Source organism: Streptomyces sp. PA03-5A (assembly GCF_033792725.1).
Lineage (GTDB): Bacteria > Actinomycetota > Actinomycetes > Streptomycetales > Streptomycetaceae > Actinacidiphila.
Genome location: NZ_JARAVL010000019.1, coordinates 1 through 20812, shown reverse-complemented (window position 1 = coordinate 20812; position 20812 = coordinate 1). Strand labels below are relative to the sequence as shown.

The following is a 20812-nucleotide window of genomic DNA, read 5'->3' as shown; positions in this document are numbered from 1 at the left end:
GGGCTCCGCGGCGCGAGGCCCTTCCCCGCGTAGAGCGACTGATCGACTACGATCCGTGACATGACGTGGCGAGCTGGTCGGCGCATCTCCTTCCGCGGAGTGCTCCTGCTGCTGGGCGTGCTCGTGTTCACCAGCATCCACCTGGTGGCCTGCGCGCACGGGCCGGACCGCACGGGTGGCGACACCCTCACCGCCGGTCCCGCCGCGGCGGCCCCGTGCCAGCCGCAGGACGCCGCGACCCGCCCGGACCAGGACGTCGCCCGCGGCGACGGACCGCCCGCCGACCACCACGCCCTGTGCGGAGTCGCACTCGACCGGCTCCCCGATCCCCGCCCCCGACTGGCCGACACCCCCACGGTTTCCGGCATCGGGGCGGCTCCTGCCGTACCGGCGCCGGCCATCCACCCCCCGAAGGCCGAGGCCGCAGGCGCCGGACGGCCCTGCGCACCCCCCCGTTCCGGCCCCGGAACACTGAGTCTGCTCTGCGTATCGCGGACCTGACAGGGCCCCAGCCCCGCCCGCCGCACCGCGCACCGCGCAGCGGGCACGGCTGCACGCGCCCCCGGATCCGTACGAGCAACGGCCGTGCCACGGCGACGGCCGCAGGAGAAACCCGTATGAGCACCCTCCCTCACCCCGGCACGCCCGCGTCCCCGGCCGCACTCCTCGCCGCCACCGCGCCCCCGCGCCGCACTCCGGCCGGACTGGTCGGCAACACGCCCGTGCTGTGGGTCGGATCGCCCTTCGTCCCCGACGGCCGCGGCTTCTGGGCCAAACTCGAGGGCTTCAACCCCGGCGGCATCAAGGACCGCTCCGCGCTGTACATGATCGAGGCGGCCCGCGCCCGCGGTGAACTCCTCCCCGGTGCCCGCATCGTGGAGTCCACCAGCGGCACGCTCGGCCTCGGGCTCGCCCTCGCGGGGGCCGTCCACGGACACGCGGTCACGGCGGTCACCGACCCCGGCATGGAACCGCCCATGGTCTCCCTGCTCACCGCCTACGGAGCGACCGTCGACATCGTCGCCGAACCGCACGCCGTCGGCGGCTGGCAGCAGGCCCGCCGCGACAGGGTGCGGGAACTCCTCGCCGCCGATCCGGCCGCCTGGTGCCCGGACCAGTACCACAACCCTGACAACGTCGCCGCCTACGCGGCCCTCGCCCACGAACTCGTCGCCCAGCTCGGCCGCATCGACGTCCTGGTCGCCAGTGTCGGCACCGGAGGACACTCGGCCGGGGTCAGCGGCCGGCTGCGCGCGTTCTTCCCCAACCTGCGGCTGGTCGGCGTCGACACCACGGGATCGACGATCTTCGGCCAGCCGCCCGCCGCCCGGCTCATGCGCGGCCTGGGCAGCAGCATCCATCCCCGCAACGTCGACCACGCGGCCTTCGACGAGGTGCACTGGGTCGCCGCCGGCGAGGCGGTGTGGGCCTGCCGGCGCCTCGCCCGCGACCACTACGCCACCGGCGGCTGGAGCGTCGGCGCGGTCGCCCTGGTCTCCCGCTGGCTGGCCCGTACGCTGCCGGCCGAGACCCGGATCGTGACGATCTTCCCCGACGGCCCGCAACGCTACGTCGGCACCGTCTTCGACGACGCCTACTGCCGGGGCCACGGCCTGCTCCACCACGAACCAGCCGAGGACCCGCAGGAGATCGCCCACCCGGGCGAGACCGTGGTCGACCGCTGGACCCGCTGCACCACCGTGGTGGACCCGCTGGCCGACGCGCCGGCGGGCGAACTCGGCGGCCTGTCCTTCGAGGCCGCCCGGTGAGGGGGCTGTGGCGGCAGGCCCGCTCCTTCGACACCCCGGCCCGGCTGCTGATGGCCAACCAATTCGCCATCAACCTGGGCTTCTACATGCTCATGCCCTACCTCGCCGACCACCTGGCCGGCGGTCTCGGCCTGGCCGCCTGGGCCGTCGGCCTCGTCCTGGGCGTACGGAACTTCTCCCAGCAGGGCATGTTCGTGCTCGGCGGCACCATCGCGGACCGCTTCGGCTACAAGACGCCCATCGTGATGGGCTGCACCCTGCGCACCTTCGGCTTCGCGCTGCTCGGGCTGGTCGACTCCCTGCCCGCGCTGGTCGCGGCCTCGGCCGCAGCCGGGTTCGCCGGCGCGCTGTTCAACCCGGCGGTCCGCGCCTATCTGGCCGTGGAGGCCGGGGAGCGGCGGGTGGAGGGCTTCGCCCTGTTCAATGTCTTCTACCAGGCGGGCGTCCTGATCGGCCCCCTGGTCGGCCTGGCCCTGCTCGCCCTGGACTTCCGCGCCGTGTGCCTGACGGCCGCGGCCGTCTTCGCCGTGCTGACCGTCCTGCAGTGCCGGGCCCTGCCCGACCGGCGGCCGGAACGCGGCACCGGTACCGGCCCCGGGGCGGCGGCGGGTGTCCTCGGCTCCTGGCGCCAGGTGCTGGGCAACCGGCCGTTCATGCTGTTCTCCCTGGCCATGATCGGCTCGTACGTGCTGTCCTTCCAGGTCTACCTGGCCCTGCCCCTACAGGCCCACGCACTCCTGGGCACCGGCGGACAGGCCGTCACCAGCGGCCTGTTCATCGTCTCGGCGGTCGTTTCCGTCCTCGGCCAGCTCCGCATCACCCGCTGGGTGCGTGCCCGCTGGTCCGGGCCGCAGGCCATCGTCGGCGGGATCCTCCTCATGGGCCTGGCCTTCACGCCCCTGGCCGTGAGCCCCGACCCGTCCGGCGGGACGTTCGAGGCCGTCCTCGCGGTGGCCCTGCTCGTGACCGCCGTCGCGGTCCTGGCCGTGGGCAGCGCGGTGGTCTACCCCTTCGAGATGGACACCATCGTCACCCTCTCCGGAGAGCGCCTCGTCGCCACGCACTACGGCTGGTACAACACCGTCTCCGGGCTGGGCATCACCCTGGGCAACCTCGCCACCGGCGCCATCTGGGACCTCGCCGACCACAGCGACAGGCCGTGGCTGGTCTGGCTGACGCTGACCGCGACCGGCCTGCTGTGCGCCGGTTGCGTCCAGCTCCTGTCGCGGGCCGGAGGGCTCACCGCGGTCACACGCGAACCGGCCCTCGCCTGACCGCACACCGACCCCCGGGGCGTTTCCGGCCGGGGGACGGCTCCCTGGACTGGCGGGCTGCCCATGGGTCTGTTGCGCTGAAAGGAGACGGGACGAAGGTGGTGAGCGGCAGTGATGGGTGGTCCGGACCGGCCCGGCTCGGCGGGCGGCGGCTCCTTCGACGGTGAGAGCGTGGCCGGCCGCGTCGCGGTGCGGCGGGAGCAGCTGGGCATGTCCCGCGAGGAGCTGGCCACCAGGGCCGGGATGTCGATCGTGTACCTGCGGCAGGTCGAGGAGCTGGGCACCGGCTTCGACCCCGCCTCGCTGATGCGGCTGGCCGCCGTGCTGGGGGTGTCGTACGAGGAGCTGGCGCTCGGCTCGCGCGAGGCGCCGCCGGGACGGGGCGGACCGGCGGCCCGTCCGGTGCTGCAGCGGCTGTCCGAGCAGGAGTGCTGGGAACGGCTGGGCACGCACGGCATCGGCCGGGTGGCCCATGCGCCGGAGCCGGACACCGGGGACGAGCCTCCCGTGCTGGTGCCGGTCAACTTCCTGGTGGACGGGCGAACGGTCGTCTACCGGACGGATCCGGCCGGCGCGGCAGCGGTCGCGTCCGGCACGAAGCTCGCCTTCGAGACCGACCACGTCGACGAGACCAGCCGTGTCGGCTGGAGCGTCCTGGTGGCGGGCATCGCTGACCGGATCACCGACGCCGCCGTCGTGGAGTCCCTCGCCCGGCGTCCCGGAGCCGAGCCCTGGGCCGGGGGAACGCGGGAGCTGTGGATCCGCGTCGTGCCGCGTGAGGTGAGCGGCCGCGCCATCCGGTCGCTGCCGGCGGCCGAGGGCCAGGCGCCGCGGCGCGCCGAGTAGCGCGGGCGTGTGAGGCCCCGGGCGACACACCGTCGCCCGGGGCTCCGGGTGGTCCCGCAGACCGGCCGCGGCCGTCGGACTCATCCGGATCACCGCCTGGCGATGCACCGGCGATGCGGCTGGGCGGTCGTTTCACGGGCGGCGCACGCGCACATCGGCTCGACGGGTGAGCCACCGGACTTCACCGGTACGGCGGGGCGCCGGGGTGGCAGCCATCTGTCCGGGGGCGCTGTGCCATGCGCCCCGTTCTGACCACCGGTGTGGTGCCGCCTTGGCAGCCCCACCGGCTCGAAGGGAGCAGTACCGATGCGTACACGACTGCTTGCTGCCGCCGTGGCGGCGGCGGCATTGTCCGGCATAGCAACGCCCCAGGCGTTCGCTGCGGGGCTGACCGACCAGGACACGACGTTCCTGGCGAAGGTCCACCAAGGGAACCTCGCCGAGATCGCGGCTGGGAACGACGCACAGAGCCATGCGACGAGCGAGTGCGTGAAGCAGGTCGGCGAGGTGCTCGTCCAAGACCACAGCAAGCTCGACGCGGATGTGAAGATGCTCGCGGGCAAGCTGAAGGTGACGCTGCCTGCGTCGCCGTCCAGCGCGCAGGACAAGGGGCTGGCCGAGGTGCAGGCGAAGGCGGGCAGCCCGGCGTACGACGCGGCATGGCTCAGCACCGAGGACGTCGGGCACCGCGAGACCCTCGCGTTGATCGACCGGGAGATCAAGGCGGGAAGCAACGCCGAAGTGGTGGCAGCCGCCCGCAGCGCCCGTCCGGTGGTGGCCATGCACCTGGAGATGGTCCGCGGCGGCACCTGCCACGCCCCTTCGGGCACCGGCATGGTCCACGCCGGATCCGGGGGCCAGTTCGCCGCTGCGCAAGGCTCGGCCACCACCGCGGGCATGGTCGGCGTGGCCGGAGGCGCGTTGCTCACCGCCGGTGGAGCGGCCTGGCTCCTGCGCATCCGCCGCCGAACGGCCGGGAAGAGCTAGAACCCGTGGAACGCCACCGGTCGGCCGCCGCTGTGATGACACTTTGCGGTCTGGGCGCTGCGGCCGCCGGCTGGCTGACATGGACCACGCCGCAACTGGGCGTCACCGACTCGGGCACCCTGCCCGCCGGCGTGCACCGCCCCGCCTCCGACGACCAAGAGGCGTCGCCACCCACCCGCATCCATGGCCCGGCCGGTCTCGACGCCGTCGTCGTACCCGTCGCCGCCCGGGCCGACGGTGCTCTCGACCTGCCGGAAGACCTCCACACCGGCGGATGGTGGGCACTGGGGGCCCCGCTGGGCGCGGCGACCGGCACGGTCTTGATAGCGGGTCATGTCGACAGCCGCGAAGACGGGCTGGGCACCTTCGCCGCACTGTACGACATCCCGGTGGGAGGCCCCATCACCGTGACAGGAGCGGACGCCAAGGTACGCCTGTACCGGGTCACCGCCCGGCGCACGTACCAGCAGGAGCGTCTGCCACGTGACCTCTTCACACGCGCCGGCCCCCACCGGCTGGCTTTGATCACCTGCGCCGGTCCCTACGATCGCGCGGCACGCCGCTACGAACGCAACCTCGTGCTGTACGCAACGCCGACCGAAGAACGCACCCCCGGCCCGCTGGGCCCGAGCATGCGGTGGGGGTAGCCGGAGCTGGTGGCTGAGCGCCGGGCCCTGGTGAGGTTCTCCTCCGCGTACGCGGAGGGGATCACCGAGATCCCCACCTCGGTCGTGCGCTTCACCCCCGCGCTGTCCCTGGACAACACGGGCAAGGCGCGGGCCGAGGTGCGGGTGCCGGTCACCGTGGAGGGCGCCCACTGGGAGAAGACGGCCGTCCGCGACGGCCGGGTGGAGGTCGCCCACCCCAAGGCGGGCGGCACCGTCTCGTTCACGGCGGAGGCGGCCGACCGCGTGGGCAACACCGTCACCGAGACGATCGTCGACGCCTACCTGACGAAGTGGGCCGCGAGCGGCATGGACGGGCGCTCGGCCGGGTCTCCCCGGCCGAGCGCCTCTGCCCGTGGCGACGGGCGGTCAGGCCTTCAGGGCGCGGCTGTGCAACGCGGTGACGGCCTTGCGGGCGGAGAGGATGGCGCCGTGCTGCCAGGCGTCCATGTAGGACAGCCAGTCGCCGGCGTACAGGACACGTCCGGTGGGTTCGTTCAGGGGTCTGTAGACGGCGGCGTCGGTGCCACCCGGGATGCTGTGCCAGGCGCCTTCGAGGTGGCGGACGCGCTTCCAGGCGATGGAGAAGGAGTTCGCCAGCTCGCTCCGGTACTTCTCGCCGTGGATCTTCACGCCCTGCATGACGGCACGCGCCTCGCGTTCGGCGGGGGTCAACGCGGCATAGGCGTCGGCGTTGGCCCCGGTGTTGTAGTAGCCGACGATGACGCCGCGCTTGCCGTGGTGGCCGTAGGACGGGTACCAGATGTGGGACAGGTCCAGGTCGGTCTCGGTGATGCCGCCGTAGATGCGGTGGTCGGTCTCCCACCAGCGGCTGCGGTACTCCAGTCCGATCTTGCCGGCGGACGAGGGGCGGATGGTGGTGAGCGCCGTCTGCACGTCGGGACCGAGGTTGTGCGGCAGTTTGGCGAGCAGATGGGGCGGCATGGCGGCGACGCAGTAGTCCGCCTCGACCTGCCGCTGCCGTCCGGTGGGGTCGGTGTAGCCGACGGTGACGCCGCCGGCCGACTGCACCAGCGACGTGGCCTGGCAGCCGTAGTGGATCCGGCGATCGCCGATGGCGCGGGCGAAGGCCCTGGGTATCCGGTCCATGCCGCCGACGGGCTGGAACATCAGCATCGCCTGGTCGTACTCGAACTCGAACGCGAAGTGCCGCCCGACACCCGAGGCGAAGACCTCGGAGGCCGTGGGCAGGTCACCGAGCAGGCTCCCGGGGGTGCCGGCGGCGCCGGGCCAGGTGGTGAAGCCCCGGTTGGCGCCGCCGGTGTACGCCCAGCCCTCGGACCGTCCGCCGATCTCGCCGAAGCCCTCCAGGAACGACAGCAGCCGCTCCTTGTCCTGGGCGGTCAGATCCTGGTCCAGCGCGCCCTGGTCGGTGGCCTTGGCGAGGAGTTCGCTGACGTACCCGAAGGTGTCCGCCTTGGCGGTGCGGTACCGCACCGGCTGCCCGGGCGGCATGCCCGCCGACTCGTGGTAGATGTACGCGTCGGCGTTGGCGTTGGTGAAGACCTCGATGGGGACGCCGAGTTCCCGGCAGTAGTCGAGGGTGACCATCCACTGGGCCAGCCGGGCCGGCCCGGCGTTGAGGTACTGGCCCTGGGAGAACCGGGCGGTCTGGGTACGCCCATCGAGGTCGGTGTGGGTGTCCCCGCCGCGCACGGTGTAGTTGCGGCCGCCGGGCCGGTCGCGCGGCTCCAGGATCGTACAGTCGTATCCGGCCTTGCCCAGTTCGTAAGCGGCCGTCAGCCCGGCCAGGCCCGCGCCCAAGACGACGACCTTGCCCGCCCTGCGTCCGGTGAGGTGGAAGTCGGCCGCGCTCGGCGCGCGGAAGTCGGCGCCGCGTCCGGCCGCCTCGGCGGTCGGCGCGAGCCCCAGCGCGCCCATGGTGGCGAACATCGCCCCGGCGCCGCCGGTGATGCCGACGGCGCGCAGAAATCCCCTGCGGTCGAGTCCTGTCGGCTGCCCCTGTGTCATGAGTCGCCCTCTCTCGATCTGCCGGTGTGCACGCCGATCTTCAGGGCGGCCTGTTACGGATGATGTGGCCGGAACATGACAGAGCGATTTCGCCTGCCGCGGGCGTGTGAACGGACGCAACACCCGGCCGAGAGAGGTCCGCGGAGCTGTCGCCCGGTGGAGCACCGCAGGCTGTGGTAGTTCTGTCGCCGTTACGGCAGTGGGCGGACGGCGGGAAGAGCATGGACCGTGTCGGGCTCGGCGCGCAGGTCATTCGGCGCCGCAGCGGCAGCGAGCCGATCAGGGCCGACGGCGCATCCGTCGCGACCCTCGGCGAGTTCTGGAGCTGGGCGTGTTCCGACCTGGCCAACAACACCCTGCGAGGCGTCCTGGCCGAGTACCTCGTCGCCACGGCCCTGGGCGCTGCGGACGGTACCCGCACCGAATGGGACTCCGTCGACATCCGCACGCCCACGGGATGGCGCGTCGAGGTCAAATCGGCGGCGTACCTGCAGTCGTGGGCGCAATCCCGGCTTTCCCGGATCTCGTTCTCCATCGCACCGGCATGCGGCTGGGACGCTCCGACGGACACCACTTCGGTGGATGCACTGCGTCAGTCGGACGTGTACGTCTTCTGCCTGCTGCGCCACAAGGAGAAGCAGACCCTTGACCCGCTCGACCTCGGCCAGTGGACCTTCTACGTGCTGCCCACCCGCGTGCTCGACGAACGGTGTCCCGGTCAGAAGACCATCGGTCTCCCCAGCCTCGTGGAACTCGGCCCCCTGGAGACCGGGTTCGACGGCCTGGACATGGCAGTGGCCGCCTGCGCGGGCGGTGCTTCACGCGATCCGCTCCCGTGCGGCGAGGTGCTCCCGCAACCGGCCGGCCCGCCCGACGCGGCCGCTCGGCTCGCGCTCCAGCCGGGCGTGCGGCCGCCATCCGGGTGATCGGCGGCGGGACCGGCGGCGCGAAGCGGGGCTGCCGCCGGGAAGGCGCGGGGTGGGTGAGGATGTTGAGGTTGTCGATGTCGCATGCCGAGATGGGAGAACGACGTGCCTTTGGTCGGTGAGTACCAGCCGAGCCCCGAGCAATGGGTCCGGGACCAGGTCGAGCTGTACGAGGGTTCCGGAGGGACCGAGGGGACCACGCTGCGCGGCAAGCCCGTGATCGTGCTGACGACGCTGGGCGCCAAGTCGGGCAGGATCCGCAAGACACCGCTCATGCGCGTGGAGCACGACGGCAGCTACGCCGTCGTGGCTTCGAAGGGTGGCGCCCCCCAGCACCCGGTCTGGTACCACAACCTGGTCGCTGACCCCCGGGTGGAACTGCAGGACGGCCCTGTGCGCCAGGACATGACGGCCCGTGAGGTCACGGGCGACGAGCGCGCCGCGTGGTGGGAGCGCGCGGTGGAGGCGTGGCCCGACTACGCGGAGTACCAGAAGAACACCGACCGGGAGATCCCGCTATTCGTCCTGGAACCGGCGGCCGCACCCCACTGACCTGCCCCGCCCCGACGGCCGCCGCCCCACGACGGGGCGGCGGCCGTCGTCCGTGTGCCGGCGGCGTCAGTCCGGGGTCCCGGCGTGGGGCGGGGGGCCCGGCAGGGCCGGGCCGTCGGCGGCCTGCATGCCGTCGAAGACCAGGCGCAGGTAGCGCCGCCACAGGTGCGGTTGCGTCGTGTGCACACGTGAGACGGTCAGGGGGATCCCGCTCATCAGCAGCATGACGTCCTGCCCGGTCACGTCCTGGCGGACGGCACCGTGCCGGCGGGCCCGGTCGGTCAGGGCCTCGGTGACGGCGCTCACCCGTTCCTGGCTCTCGCGCACCTCGGCGTGATCATCGGCCCCCCCGTGGACGACCTGGCAGAAGGCGCGGTCCTGCACCTGCAGCTCGACGGCGGCGCTCATGAATTCGCGCAGCTCCTCCGCCGGGTCCTCGGCCTGTGCGAGGCGCTCACCGGTCGCGGCGAGGGCGTGCATCTTCTCGCAGACGATCGCCGCCAGAAGATCGTCCTTCGTGGGGAAGTGCCGGAACACGGTTCCCTTGCCGATCCCCGCCCGCTCCGCGATCTGGGCCACGGACACCTCGGTGCCGTGCTCGGCGAATGCCTCGGACGCCGCGCTCACCAGCAGTTTCCTGCTGCGCGCGGCATCGCTGCGCATCGGCCTGACCACCGGGTTCGTCATGGCTTCCTCACGGCGCCCTGACCGCGGGCTACTGACCGCCGCGACCGCCGGGACCGGCGGTGCGTGAAGGCGGGGATCCGCCGCCCCCCTAGCCATCGGGGGGCGGCGGATCCCCGCCTTCACGCCGTCCCGACGCCTTCCGGGCCAGGCGGTGTCAGGCTCCGGCTCCCCGGCGTGATGTGGACCACATCCACGGAAATTCTCGATCCGGGATGTAAGAAACGCGCCTCGGCGCTCACTGCATGGTGAGAGAGCAGAGATGAGGGGACGGCGCGTGACACATGCCCAGCACTTCAGGGACGTCTACGAGGAGTGCCATCCGCGTGTCCTTGCCTACGCCACCAGCCTGGTCGGACGGCAGGTAGGGGAGGACATCACCAGCGAGACGTTCACCGTCGCCTGGCGGCGGGTGCGCGACATCCCTCATCCGGCACTGCCGTGGCTCCTGGGTGTGGCCCGCAACCTGGTGCGTGAACTGCGTCGCCGGGACGCCCACCAGTACCTCCTGGCCGCCGAGGAGGCACGGCGCATCAGCAGCGGCGCCCGGACCGGCACCGGTGACGTTGCGGCGCAGGTCACGGACCGGCACGACGCGCTGCAGGCACTCGCGAGCCTGCCCGAGGCCGACCGGGAACTGCTGACGCTGATCGCCTGGCACGGCCTGAGCGCCAAGGAAGCGGCCCAGGTCCTGGACTGCACCACCGCGACGCTGACCGTCCGGCTCTTCCGGGCGCGCCGCCGGCTGGAGAAGGCCCTGGACGCTGCGCCTCCGGCGGAGCCCGTGGCAGAGCCGCCGTCCGCGACCTCCGCAGAGACCTCGTACCCCACTCACCGCCAAGGAGCACCCGCGTGAAGAACACCCACAAGCCGTCCGGGCGGCCCGACGTCATGAAGGTGCTCGCGGACGCACGGCCCGACGAACTGGACCCGTCCCGGCTCGTGGACCCCGCGCGGCAGCGGGAGGACCTCGCACGCATCGTCGCCGGAGCGACGGACGGCCCCGCGGCGCGCTTCCTCGCGCCGCGCCGCAGGAGCGGGTTCCGGCCGCTGGGAGCGGTGGCCCTGGCAGCCGTGGCGGCGTCCGTGGTGGCCGTGGGCGCGCTCGACTGGCAGGAGCCGGCGGACCGGCAGGCCGCCCAGCCGCGGTCCTCCGCCGGGACGGAGATCCCGGGCACCGGCGCGGACATCCGTGTCGACGGCCACATCGAACTGCTCAGTGCGGCCCGGCAGGCGGAGACCTCGGTCGCCGAGGGAACCTACTGGCAGACGACCACGCGCTCGGAGAACGTGGACGTCGCCGGTGACGAGGGTCACCTCTTCGCCGTGCGCAGCGCGTCGACCGACGAGTGGTCGGTGGGCGTGCGGCCCGGAACCGGGAGCCTGATGGTCTCCGGCGTGGACTCCGTGACCGAGCCCCGGACCGCGGCCGACAAGGCCCGCTGGCAGGCCGCTGGCTCGCCCGGCACGGTGGAGTTCCAGGTCGGGAAGAAGACCGGGACCGGCAAACTCGTCACCGTGATGGGCACCGGGCGGCGGCCCATGGTCATGCGGACGAACGTCGACGACAAGATCTACGCCGTCGGCCCGCACAACGTCACCTACAAGGACCTGCGCGCACTGCCCTCCACCAGCGCGGAACTGCGCCGCTACCTGGAGCGGCTGTACGCGCAGGACGGCGGCGCCGACACCGGCGCCTCGGCGCGCAGCGCCTGGATCCTGCGCCAGGCCGGCAACCTCATCACGATGCCCGTGAAGCCCGCCGTCCGGGCGGCCGCGTACCGGGTGATGGCGGAACTGCCCGGAGTCCGGGTGACCGGGCGCGTCACCGATCCCCTGGGACGCGAGGGTGTCGGGGTCGACTTCCCCATCAGCTACCCGGGACCGCTGGGCACGACCCGGGAGCGGCTGATCGTGGACCCGTCCACCGGCGCCATGCTCAGTGACGTGCTCGTCCTGGCCGAACCGTCCGCCCGGGCCGAGGAAGCCGGGCTCGTCGCCGGTACGACGGTGAACTACAACGCGACGACCAGGATGAGCTGGGGCGAGCACCAGATCACCGTGCCGGAGAACGCCCGCAGCTGAGCCCGCAGCTGAGCCCGTGGCCGCGCTCTGCCCGGCCCACCAGGAGTACGCACAAAGGTGCCCCGCCCCCGGCGAGCACCGACTGACGGACCCGGGGATCCGCCGCTGACGCGCCGCGGCGGATCCCCGGGCGACGGCCGGCATGACCGGCATGTCCCGTTTCCCGGGCGTCCCGGCCCGGGTCCCCGACATCCGGGCAACCCGAACTGGAGTCCGCCCGGTTGAACGGGTGTGAGACCCCCTTCGCGGCCCAGGGCCGCCCCCATGACACGGACGCTGACGCCCGGCGTGCCGCATCACCCACCGACACCGTCCGGTCCCCGGCCGGAACCGCGCGCCCCGCCACGGGGCCGCCCCCGACTTCCCGCCCTCGTGAGAAAGCCAGCACCCATGCGCCTCCACAGGCCCTACATATCGGCGACCGCGGCGGTCATCGTCTCCTCGCTCGGCATCGCCGCCTACCAGCACCTGCCCGAGGCCAACCCCACGCCTTCCCCCGAGACGGCCTCCGTCGTCCAGGACGCCCCCGACCCGGCGACGGGTCAGCCGGCGGGCGCCCCCGCCACACCGCGGACGACGGGATCGCCGAAGCCTCCGAAGCCGCAGTACCCCGCCCAACTGCCGGGGCTCGGCCCCAAGACCCTGTCGCAGATCCCGGCCCGCACCCGGCAGGTCGTCCTCGTCACGGGAGCCGGCAAGAAGTCGTCGTCCTCGAAGGTCGTGCTCTGGGAGCGTGTCGACGGCGGCTGGCGTCCGGGCGCGGAATGGGCCGCGCACAACGGCTACAAGGGCTGGACCGACGAGCACTACGCCGGCGATCTGCACAGCCCCATAGGGGTGTTCGGTCTCACCGACGCCGGCGGACGGCTCGCCGACCCCGGCACCAAGCTGCCCTACCACCGTTCCGGAGCCTTCTCCATCAGTGATACCGGCTTCTTGGGCGAACCGCTCGCCGGTTCCTTCGACTACGTGATCGCCATCAACTACAACCGCCAGCCAGGTACGTCGCCGATGAACGGCGCCCAGCCGATGGGCGCGAACCGTGGCGGCGGCATATGGATCCACGTCGACCACGGCGGCCCCACGCACGCGTGCGTCAGCGTCTCCAAGACGCACATGAAGCAGTTGCTGCAGGCCCTCGACCCCGCCGACCACCCCGTCGTCGTCATGGGCGACGCGGCCTCTCTCGCCCGATGACAGTTCCGCGGTCCACAGGAGTAAGCGTGTCGTCCCTTCCCCACCGCACCGTGATCGCCCTTGCCGTCGCCGGGGCGTCGGTGCTCACCGCCTGCGCGGGCCAGCAGCCCGCCACCGCGCCCGCCGCGCAAGGGACGGCGCCGTCCACGGCCACCTCGCCCGAGCTGCGGGCCGCGTCGGCCGCCTTCCGCCTCACCACGGGCGCCACCGACGGCGAACGGCACGCATCCATCCGCAGCGCGGGCGACGTCGAGGTCTCCGGCGGGAAGATCTCGTCCGTCACCCTCACCACCGCGGGCGGAGATCCGGTACGCGGCACCGTCGCCGCCGACCACCGCCGCTGGTCCCCGGACGGCACCCTGGCCCACGGCACCTCGTACCGGCTCGTCGTCCACGCCTCGGACGAAGCCGGACGGACGCAGACCCGGCGCCTGTCGTTCACCACGCTCACGAAGGACGAGCGCCTCATCGGCACCTTCACCCCCGAGGACGGCTCGACCGTCGGCGTCGGCATGCCCGTGTCCCTGACCTTCAACAAGCCGGTCACCGACAAGGCGGCCGTCGAACGCGGCATACGCGTCACCAGCGACGGCGACCAGGAGGTCGTCGGCCACTGGTTCGGCGACCAGCGCCTGGACCTGCGCCCCCAGACGTACTGGAAGGCGCACACCGAGGTCACCCTGAGCCTGCGCCTGGACGGCGTGAAGGGCGCCGCGAACGCCTACGGGACCCAGGACAAGACGGTCCGCTTCACCGTCGGCCGCCGTCAGGTCTCCACCGTCGACGCCGCCGCCCACACCATGCGCGTCGAGCGCGACGGCAGCACCGTCCGCACGATCGCGATCACCTCCGGCGCACCGGGCAGCACCACGTACAACGGGCAGATGGTGATCTCCCAGAAGCTCATCTCCACCCGCATGGACGGCGCCACCGTGGGATACGCGGGGGAGTACGACATCCCCGACGTCCCGCACGCGATGCGCCTGTCCACCTCCGGCACCTTCATCCACGGCAACTACTGGGCGAACGACTCCGTCTTCGGGAAGTCCAACGTGAGCCACGGCTGCGTGGGCCTGAACGACGTCCAAGGCGGCGGCGACTCCGGGCAGGACGCGGCGTGGTTCTACAACAACTCCCTCATCGGCGACGTGGTCGTCGTCAAGCACTCCCACGACCACACGATCGCCCCCGACAACGGCCTCAACGGCTGGAACATGCCCTGGGAGCAGTGGAAGGCCGGCTCGGCCCTCGCGTAGGCGTGCCTGCCGGGCCGGCCGTCGATGGTCCGGCGCGTCCAGTCCGTCTCCGGCGACGCACCCGGAGCCCGGGCGGTCGTGAGCCGACTCGCACTTCCGTGCGATCCTCCTGATCATGACTGACGCAGACGGTGGCAAGCGGCACATCTTCCTTGACCCTCTTGACACAGGTTCCGGTCACGGCTGGGTCTTCGTCATCGTGGCGGCACCCACCGGCGTGGTCTACCAGAACCAGGGTGGGGGCTACGGCTGCATCCGGTACGAGCAAGAGGGTTTCCTGATCCCGGTCTTCGGGCGGGGGCTGGACGACGAGCTGAAGGAGATCTTCGTCGGGGAGCTGCAGGGGACCGGGGCCAGAGGGCTGGACTGGCCGGCGGACCTGCTCGATCGGCTGAGGGCAGCGGTCGCCTTCCACGTCTTCGGCTCCGCGAACCGGGACGACGTCTTCCCTGCGCCGCTCATGCTCGACGAATCCCGGCTCTCCGAGGTGGACGAGGCGTGGGTTCCGGTGGTGACACCGGATGGTCCCGGGGTCCTCGTGTGGGAGAACTCCGATTAGCGACCCCAAGCGCCGGCGGGCGGACCGGATGGAGACACCCGTGACGGTCGCCGAGAGGCGCTTCGCTCGACCGGAGAACACCGCGCCCCTGCGGCCTGGTTCAGCCGGCACAGGGCACACAGGTGATCGCGGCGTTCAGTCCGAGTTGCACCACATCAGCACCGCGGGGCCGTCCGGTGTGATCACCGGCACCCAGGCCTCATCGGCCTCACGGATCCGGCTCTCGTCCAGCCGCAGCGGATGCGGCTCCTCCGTGGTGCCGTCGGACGCCCAGTAGCGGAGGGCGCCGATGGCACCACGGAGCCGGCCCCGCTCGTCATCCGGCCAGGTGTGGTTCCAGGTTCCGGTTCCGCGGAAATCCTTCTCGAACAGCTCACGTAGCGCGGCCAGCTCATCGGGGCCGTGCAGCGGCACAAGGAAGCCCTCGACCTGCCCCTGCCGACAGGCCGTTCCCCCGTACTGCTGCTGGTAGAAGACCCCGGTCCTCGCCTCGACCACCGCGTACAGCCAGCCGCCGGCGCTGATGCCGTCGGGATCGAGGAAGACGAAGCGCCGAGAACCCATGGACCCACTCTCCGTGGCCACCGGCCGTGAGCTCAAGGGCATTTGTGTGCCCACGGCCCGCCAGGATTCGTCGACCCGTCAGGAGATTGCCACCGGCACGTCTCCCAAGCCCCTTCTGATGGCTCCGGCCAGTACTCGTGCGTCATGCACGCACATACGACGGGACATCAGATGACGAGAACGAACGGCCGGGTCCGCGGGGCAGCCGTTTCCGCGGCGGCGGTGATCACGACGACGATGCTGCTCGGCTCAGGGGCCGGCCAGGCGAACGCCGTCGAGCGGGTCCGGATGGCGGACGGCGTGACGATCGCGCCGGGCATCACCTACCGGTCCTTCTCGGTGACCGCGTCGCACGGCACGGTCACCGGCCATGTGGTCACCGCCGATCTGCGCGACCACCATGTCTCGGTGGGCCTGCTCTCACCGGGGAAGGTCGCCTCCCGCGCCAAGCTGTCCCAACTGGCGGCGGCACAGGGGGCGGTGGCCGGTGTCAACGCCGACTTCTTCAACATCGACGAGACCCAGCACCCTGGCGTCCAGGCGACCGGCTCCGCGGTCGGACCGGCGGTCTCCGACGGCGTGGCGCTCAAGGCGGCCGTACCGAACGGTCAGCGCTTCGGACCGGGTCTGCCGCCCGGGACGTCGACCCGCGACGTCATCGGCGTCGGCTACAACCACAAGGCACGGCTGGACGAACTCACCCTCGACGGCACGGTCCGTGCCCAGAAGGGCAAGCGGTTCGACCTCGAGGGGCTGAACCAGTACGCGATCCCCGAAGGCGGGATCGGTGCCTTCGACTCGCGGTGGGGAGACGTGTCGCGCCGGCGCGCCGTGTGCGGCACCGACACCCTGCGCGCCGCCGACTGCACCACGGACGCCTATGAGGTGACGGTGCGGGACGGCCGGGTGGTCTCGGGGTCCGACACGATCGGCGCCGGCGCCATCGAGCCCGGCACGGTGGTCCTGGTCGGCCGCGAAGGCGGGGCGGCGGCGCTCCGTACGCTCCGGTCGGGCGAGCGCGTCCGCGTCTCCGACAAGCTGCGGAGCACCAGCGGCAAGCGGTTGAAGTTCGCGGTCGGCGGCTATCCCGTCCTGCGCGACGGCGCGCCGCTGCCCGGCCTGGACGACAAGGCCGTGGCGACCAGGACCGGAGCCGCCATCGGCGACGACGGCCGGTTGCTCCACCTCCTGGTGCTGGACGGCAGCGCGGAGGCGGGCGCCGGACTGACGGTCGCCGAACTGGCCGGAGTCTTCCAGGCCGTGGGCGCCGACGACGGCGTGAACCTGGACGGCGGGGGCTCCTCCACCCTCGTGACCCGTGATCCCCTGTCGGGCACGCCGGTCGTCCGGAACCACCCCACGGGCGGCGCCGAGCGCGCGATTCCCGAAGGCATCGGGCTGTTCTCGCGCGAATGACCCGGCCGCACCCGGGTGGCGTCGCCGCCGCCCGGGTGCACGCGCGGACGCGCCGGGCGGGCGGGCGAGCGGGCGAGCGGGCGGAGCCGGTGTCCCGGGAGCCGGACCCGCCGGACCGTCAACCCCGGCCCGGGGCCCGCGGTGCCCACAGCGCGGCCCGGACCGTTCCCTCCTCGATGTCCCGTTGGGGAAGTCGCAGACCCAGCGCGTCGTCCAGGGCGTGGAAGTACAGTTCGAACGCGTCGGTCAGCTCGGGGTGGTCCAGCTCGGCACGGCGTATGGCCTGGTTGAGGAAGTCGAGCCGGCCGCCCCGGTAGTAGGGGGCCTGGCCCCGGTGGTACCCGATCAGTTCCAGCACGCCCCAGTCGTCGTCGACACGGGCGCCGTCGCGCGTGTAGTCGAAGGTGTAGATGGCCTTCGCGGAGCAGGCGCTCAGGCACACCGTCTCGGTGACGCCGAGCCGGGAGAGCTCCGCTGCGCCTGCCCGGATGCCGGGCGGCGTCTCGTGGTACATCAGGAACGCCCAGTCGCCCGCCTGCCCGAAGCAGCAGGACGTCCAGGCGGTGTCCCAGTGGCCGCGGTCGTGGCCATCGATGCGGTGCAGGTCTGACAGACGTGCCCCGGCGGCTACATGTTCCGGGTCGGCTCCGTACAGCAGCGCGATCTCCTCGGCGCTGACGCCGTCACCGCGGAAAAAGACGAGGTTGGTGTACGGGTCCTGATCCCGCCAGGTGCGGGCGATCCAGGCGAGGCCTTCCAGCGGGTCGCGTCCGCACGGGCGCGCCGCCTGCGTTCCGTCCACGCCGCCGCTGCGGAATCGGCTTGCCCAGGCGGGGTTGATCTCCTCCAGCATTTTCGCCTGCCCGGCGACGAGGTTGGCGACGGCGCCCTGGCCGGGGGAGTGGGCCACGATGTGCTCGGCGAGGTGACGGACCGCTTGCTCGGCGACGTGGTACAGCACTTGGTCCACGTCCCGCGTGGCGAAGACCTCCTGGTAGGGGCCGTTGTAGCCGTGCACCGTGCCGTCCTCGTCCAGGACGAGGAGGAGGCCGCCGCGATGGCCCGCGCGCCGTGCGTACTGGTCGGGGGACGTGCCGATCGGCGGGAGCATGGCGTCGTCGAGCAGGTCGGAACCCGCGACCGTCCGCTGCCATGCCTGAGCGAGTGCGTGTTCCGTCATCTGCATGGGCGTCAGTATGCGGCGGGGCACTGACACAGCCCCGTGCGCAAAGGCGAGGGTCAGCTGCCGGCAGGGACAGAGGGTGCCGTTGCGCGTCGACGGTACCTGAAATGGTGGACGGTCCCCGCGACGGCCTTGCCCAGAAGCACCACGGTCGCCAGAGCCAGGACGAGGATGGCCGCGTTGACCCATCCTGGAACCAGGTCGTATGAGGCGTTGCATTTGTTGTGCAGGGGAAAGACCTGGGCGAACTCCTTGAAGTGTGCTGCCCTGTAGTCGGGATCATCATGCTCGCCCGCCACGAGTTCGCAGGTCTCCCGTACGTCCATGCCGCCGGAGAACGTCCCGTAGGCCCGGTGACGAACACGGCGGCAGATGTCGCTGCTGACAGCAACAGGCTTCCCAAGGGCTTCACTTGGTGGATCCCCCCTCCTTCGCGGACAGGGATGAGGCGACCGCCCCCAACTGCACGGCCCGACGGCGGCCGCCGGAAAGGCGGTACTTCGCGGCGGCCCGAATGTGGGAAATCCCGTCAGGGGTATTGATGGCGCGTATCCAGGGTCGATGCGGATGTGGCTGAAATGCGCCCGGTATTGAGGCAACTTTTCGGGGTGTGACCTGTGCCACATCGGTGGCGAAGGATGGTGCGGGTAAAGAAATAGTGGCTGGACGGCTTTTTCCCTCCAGGGGTTTGATTCGGGCTCGAGTCAATGATTAGTGTCGTGACTCGAACCTCTGCCCGGTCGGTCATCCATTCGGGATGGCGGCGGAGGTCCTCGCCGATTCTCCAGTGCCGTACGCGTGCGGCAGGCGGCCGGAGGAAGAAGGAGCTCGCGCCAGTGGCGTCCCACCGTCGTCCCAAGCAGGCCGGTCGCACACGTGTCACCGTGCTCACCGCGACCGCCGCCGCAGCCGTCGCCCTGTCCGCCCAGGCAGCCCAGGCCGAGCCGGCCAAGCCGTCCGTCAAGAGCGTCAAGGCCAAGGTCGACGGTCTCTACGAGCAGGCCGAGCAGGCGACCGAGAAGTTCAACGGCGCCAAGGAGAAGCAGCAGAAGCTGCAGAAGCAGGTCGAGGACCTGCAGGACGAGGTGGCCCGCGAGCAGTCGGAGCTCAACGACCTCCAGGACGACCTCGGCACCCTCGCCAGCGCCCAGTACCGCAGCGGCGGCATCGACCCGACGCTGCAGCTCTTCCTCTCCGCCGACCCGGACACCTACCTCGACAAGGCGTCCACCCTCGACCAGCTGAGCACCAAGCAGGCCGAGGCGCTCCAGCAGATCGCGGAGAAGAAGCGCACCCTCAACCAGCAGAAGGCGGAGGCCGCGAGCAAGCTCAACGAGCTCGACGAGACCCGCACCGAACTGGGCAAGAAGAAGAAGGAAGTCCAGGCGAAGCTGGCCGAGGCGCAGAAGCTCCTCAACTCGCTGACCTCCGCCCAGCGTGCGTCCCTCACCGCCGCGGAGAACCGGGCCAACCGCTCCAACGACCGCGTCGACCTGGGCAACGTCCCGCCGGCCTCCTCGCTCGCCGCCGCCGCCCTCGCCGCGGCCAAGACCAGGCTCAACCTGCCGTACGTCTACGGCGCGTCCGGTCCCAATGCCTTCGACTGTTCCGGCCTCACCTCCTGGGCCTACGCCCAGGCCGGCGCACACATACCGCGGCCTTCCCAGTTGCAGGCCAACGCGGGCACGCGCCTGTCGATGAGCCAGCTCGCGCCCGGCGACCTCGTCCTGTTCTACGGCGACCTGCACCACGTCGGCCTCTACGCGGGCAACGGCATGGTCCTGCACGCGCCGCGCACCGGCACGCTCGTGCGCTACGAGTCCATCAACAACATGCCGTTCCAGTTCGGTGTCCGCATCTGAGCGCCGTGCGCCGTGCGCCGTGCGCCGAGCGCTGAGGACGCGGGCCGGGAAATCGGTCGCGTCCCGTGAGGTGAGCCGTTAGCTTCGCCTGTGAGCAGCGAGGGAACGCGACCGCGGAGGGAGCCGGACACATGGCGACAGAGGGCGCGCGGACCGGCCGACTGGGCTTGCTGCTCGACCAGTTCGACCACGCCCGGGAGATGGCCCAGGTACGGCTCGAGGGGCTCGGTGACGAGGAGTACCTGTGGGAACCGGTGCCCGGTTGCTGGTCGGTCCGTCGGCGGTGTGAGGCGACGACGCCCAGGGCGTTCGGTCCGGGGGAGTGGGTGCTCGACCTGGGTGCCCCGGACATCCCGGCGAGCGAGTACGCGGAGGTGGCCCGGCAGGCCGCGGGCGGCATGACCGTCGACAAGATCGCCGAGGACTGGAGCGTGAGCGTCGAACGGGTCGCGCAGGTCCTGGCCCACACCGGCCCGCCGGAGCCCGACCGAGTACCGTTCACGACCATCGCGTGGCGCCTGGGGCACCTGCACTTCTGTTTCGCGGGCGGATGGGAGTGGACCTTCGGCGAACGGCGGCACGAGCCCAAGCTGCTCGTCGACTTCACGCCCTCCGCAGCCGTGGCGCTCCAGCGGTTCTGGGCGGTGATCGACCGCTGGCGCGAGAGTGTCGCCACCGTCACCGACGAGCAACTCGACACGATCGGTTTCTCGCAGTACCCGTACGGCTCCGACCCCGACGAGCCGTTCGTCGCCGTGCTCGCGGGCGGCAACCTGGAACTCATCCACCACATGGCCGAGATCGCCCTGCTCCGCGACCTGTGGCAGGCGAAGGGTGCCTCCGGGGCCCTTACCAGTTGATCTTCGCCATCAGGAAGGGATCGTTCTCCGGGGCCTCCTTACTGATCGTTTCAGAATGAGATCGGCGTGTCGGCTGGCAGTCAATGATCTTCATCGGCAGGGTCTGCGGAGTGTCCGATGATCTTGTCCCTGATG

The 20812-nt window shown here is 71.7% G+C and carries 21 protein-coding genes; 16 read left to right on the top strand and 5 right to left on the bottom strand.

Going from position 1 to position 20812, the window contains the following annotated elements:
* Window positions 1-60 precede the first annotated feature (60 nt).
* From PV410_RS23685 to PV410_RS23660, 6 genes are all read left to right on the top strand, one after another.
* On the top strand, window positions 61-501 hold the full coding sequence (locus PV410_RS23685) for a hypothetical protein (RefSeq protein ID WP_500327461.1): 441 nt from the start codon (window positions 61-63) through the stop codon (window positions 499-501).
* A gap of 116 nt (window positions 502-617) precedes the next feature.
* On the top strand, window positions 618-1769 hold the full coding sequence (locus PV410_RS23680; RefSeq protein ID WP_500327460.1) for a PLP-dependent cysteine synthase family protein: 1152 nt from the start codon (window positions 618-620) through the stop codon (window positions 1767-1769).
* Entirely contained in the window at window positions 1766-3043 is a 1278-nt protein-coding gene (locus PV410_RS23675) for an MDR family MFS transporter (RefSeq protein WP_500327459.1), read from the top strand. Before PV410_RS23680 ends, PV410_RS23675 begins: the two co-directional genes overlap by 4 nt.
* A 114-nt stretch (window positions 3044-3157) precedes the next feature.
* Complete coding sequence (locus PV410_RS23670) at window positions 3158-3889, top strand: helix-turn-helix domain-containing protein (RefSeq protein ID WP_500327457.1); 732 nt, start codon at window positions 3158-3160, stop codon at window positions 3887-3889.
* Window positions 3890-4195: 306 nt separating this feature from the next.
* Entirely contained in the window at window positions 4196-4876 is a 681-nt protein-coding gene (locus PV410_RS23665) for a DUF4142 domain-containing protein (RefSeq protein WP_500327456.1), read from the top strand.
* 5 nt (window positions 4877-4881) lie between these two features.
* Complete coding sequence (locus PV410_RS23660) at window positions 4882-5523, top strand: class F sortase (protein WP_500327454.1); 642 nt, start codon at window positions 4882-4884, stop codon at window positions 5521-5523.
* Between the two features lie 387 nt (window positions 5524-5910).
* On the opposite strand, the gene PV410_RS23655 is transcribed toward PV410_RS23660, so the two are convergent.
* Window positions 5911-7533, bottom strand: a complete 1623-nt coding sequence (locus PV410_RS23655; RefSeq protein WP_500327452.1) for a flavin monoamine oxidase family protein — start codon at window positions 7531-7533, stop codon at window positions 5911-5913.
* Between the two features lie 221 nt (window positions 7534-7754).
* Between PV410_RS23655 and PV410_RS23650 the strand changes: the two genes are divergently transcribed.
* Window positions 7755-8459: a hypothetical protein gene (locus PV410_RS23650; protein WP_500327451.1), complete on the top strand. Its 705-nt coding sequence runs from the start codon at window positions 7755-7757 to the stop codon at window positions 8457-8459.
* A 105-nt stretch (window positions 8460-8564) separates the two neighbouring features.
* Window positions 8565-9011, top strand: coding sequence for a nitroreductase family deazaflavin-dependent oxidoreductase (locus PV410_RS23645; RefSeq protein ID WP_500327450.1), 447 nt, complete (start codon window positions 8565-8567; stop codon window positions 9009-9011).
* 66 nt (window positions 9012-9077) lie between these two features.
* Here PV410_RS23645 and PV410_RS23640 read toward each other — a convergent pair whose 3' ends face one another.
* The gene (locus PV410_RS23640) at window positions 9078-9698 is read right to left on the bottom strand and encodes a TetR/AcrR family transcriptional regulator (RefSeq protein ID WP_500327448.1); all 621 of its coding nucleotides are present in this window, start codon (window positions 9696-9698) and stop codon (window positions 9078-9080) included.
* Between the two features lie 274 nt (window positions 9699-9972).
* On the opposite strand from PV410_RS23640, the gene PV410_RS23635 reads away from it, so the two are divergent.
* The 5 genes from PV410_RS23635 (at window position 9973) to PV410_RS23615 (ending at window position 14792) form a co-directional block, all read left to right on the top strand.
* Window positions 9973-10551: an RNA polymerase sigma factor gene (locus tag PV410_RS23635; RefSeq protein ID WP_500327446.1), complete on the top strand. Its 579-nt coding sequence runs from the start codon at window positions 9973-9975 to the stop codon at window positions 10549-10551.
* Entirely contained in the window at window positions 10548-11780 is a 1233-nt protein-coding gene (locus PV410_RS23630; RefSeq protein WP_500327445.1) for a CU044_5270 family protein, read from the top strand. Before PV410_RS23635 ends, PV410_RS23630 begins: the two co-directional genes overlap by 4 nt.
* Window positions 11781-12170: 390 nt before the next feature.
* A complete protein-coding gene (locus PV410_RS23625; RefSeq protein WP_500327443.1) occupies window positions 12171-12977 on the top strand; it encodes a L,D-transpeptidase family protein in 807 nt (268 codons plus the stop codon).
* 26 nt (window positions 12978-13003) lie between these two features.
* A complete protein-coding gene (locus PV410_RS23620) occupies window positions 13004-14233 on the top strand; it encodes a L,D-transpeptidase (protein ID WP_500327442.1) in 1230 nt (409 codons plus the stop codon).
* Window positions 14234-14348: 115 nt separating this feature from the next.
* The gene (locus PV410_RS23615; protein ID WP_500327441.1) at window positions 14349-14792 is read left to right on the top strand and encodes a DUF6210 family protein; all 444 of its coding nucleotides are present in this window, start codon (window positions 14349-14351) and stop codon (window positions 14790-14792) included.
* A 135-nt stretch (window positions 14793-14927) separates the two neighbouring features.
* Here the strand turns inward: PV410_RS23615 and PV410_RS23610 are convergent, their stop codons facing one another.
* Window positions 14928-15356, bottom strand: a complete 429-nt coding sequence (locus PV410_RS23610) for a DUF6210 family protein (RefSeq protein WP_500327439.1) — start codon at window positions 15354-15356, stop codon at window positions 14928-14930.
* Between the two features lie 171 nt (window positions 15357-15527).
* On the opposite strand from PV410_RS23610, the gene PV410_RS23605 reads away from it, so the two are divergent.
* Entirely contained in the window at window positions 15528-16772 is a 1245-nt protein-coding gene (locus tag PV410_RS23605) for a phosphodiester glycosidase family protein (RefSeq protein WP_500327438.1), read from the top strand.
* Window positions 16773-16890: 118 nt separating this feature from the next.
* On the opposite strand, the gene PV410_RS23600 is transcribed toward PV410_RS23605, so the two are convergent.
* Together PV410_RS23600 and PV410_RS23595 are read right to left on the bottom strand one after the other, a co-directional pair.
* The gene (locus PV410_RS23600; protein ID WP_500327437.1) at window positions 16891-17958 is read right to left on the bottom strand and encodes a hypothetical protein; all 1068 of its coding nucleotides are present in this window, start codon (window positions 17956-17958) and stop codon (window positions 16891-16893) included.
* Window positions 17959-18011: 53 nt separating this feature from the next.
* The gene (locus PV410_RS23595; RefSeq protein ID WP_500327435.1) at window positions 18012-18281 is read right to left on the bottom strand and encodes a hypothetical protein; all 270 of its coding nucleotides are present in this window, start codon (window positions 18279-18281) and stop codon (window positions 18012-18014) included.
* A 510-nt stretch (window positions 18282-18791) separates the two neighbouring features.
* Between PV410_RS23595 and PV410_RS23590 the strand changes: the two genes are divergently transcribed.
* Both PV410_RS23590 and PV410_RS23585 read left to right on the top strand, forming a co-directional pair.
* Complete coding sequence (locus tag PV410_RS23590) at window positions 18792-19817, top strand: C40 family peptidase (protein WP_500327434.1); 1026 nt, start codon at window positions 18792-18794, stop codon at window positions 19815-19817.
* Between the two features lie 131 nt (window positions 19818-19948).
* On the top strand, window positions 19949-20677 hold the full coding sequence (locus tag PV410_RS23585; protein ID WP_500327432.1) for a DinB family protein: 729 nt from the start codon (window positions 19949-19951) through the stop codon (window positions 20675-20677).
* Window positions 20678-20812: the final 135 nt, after the last annotated feature.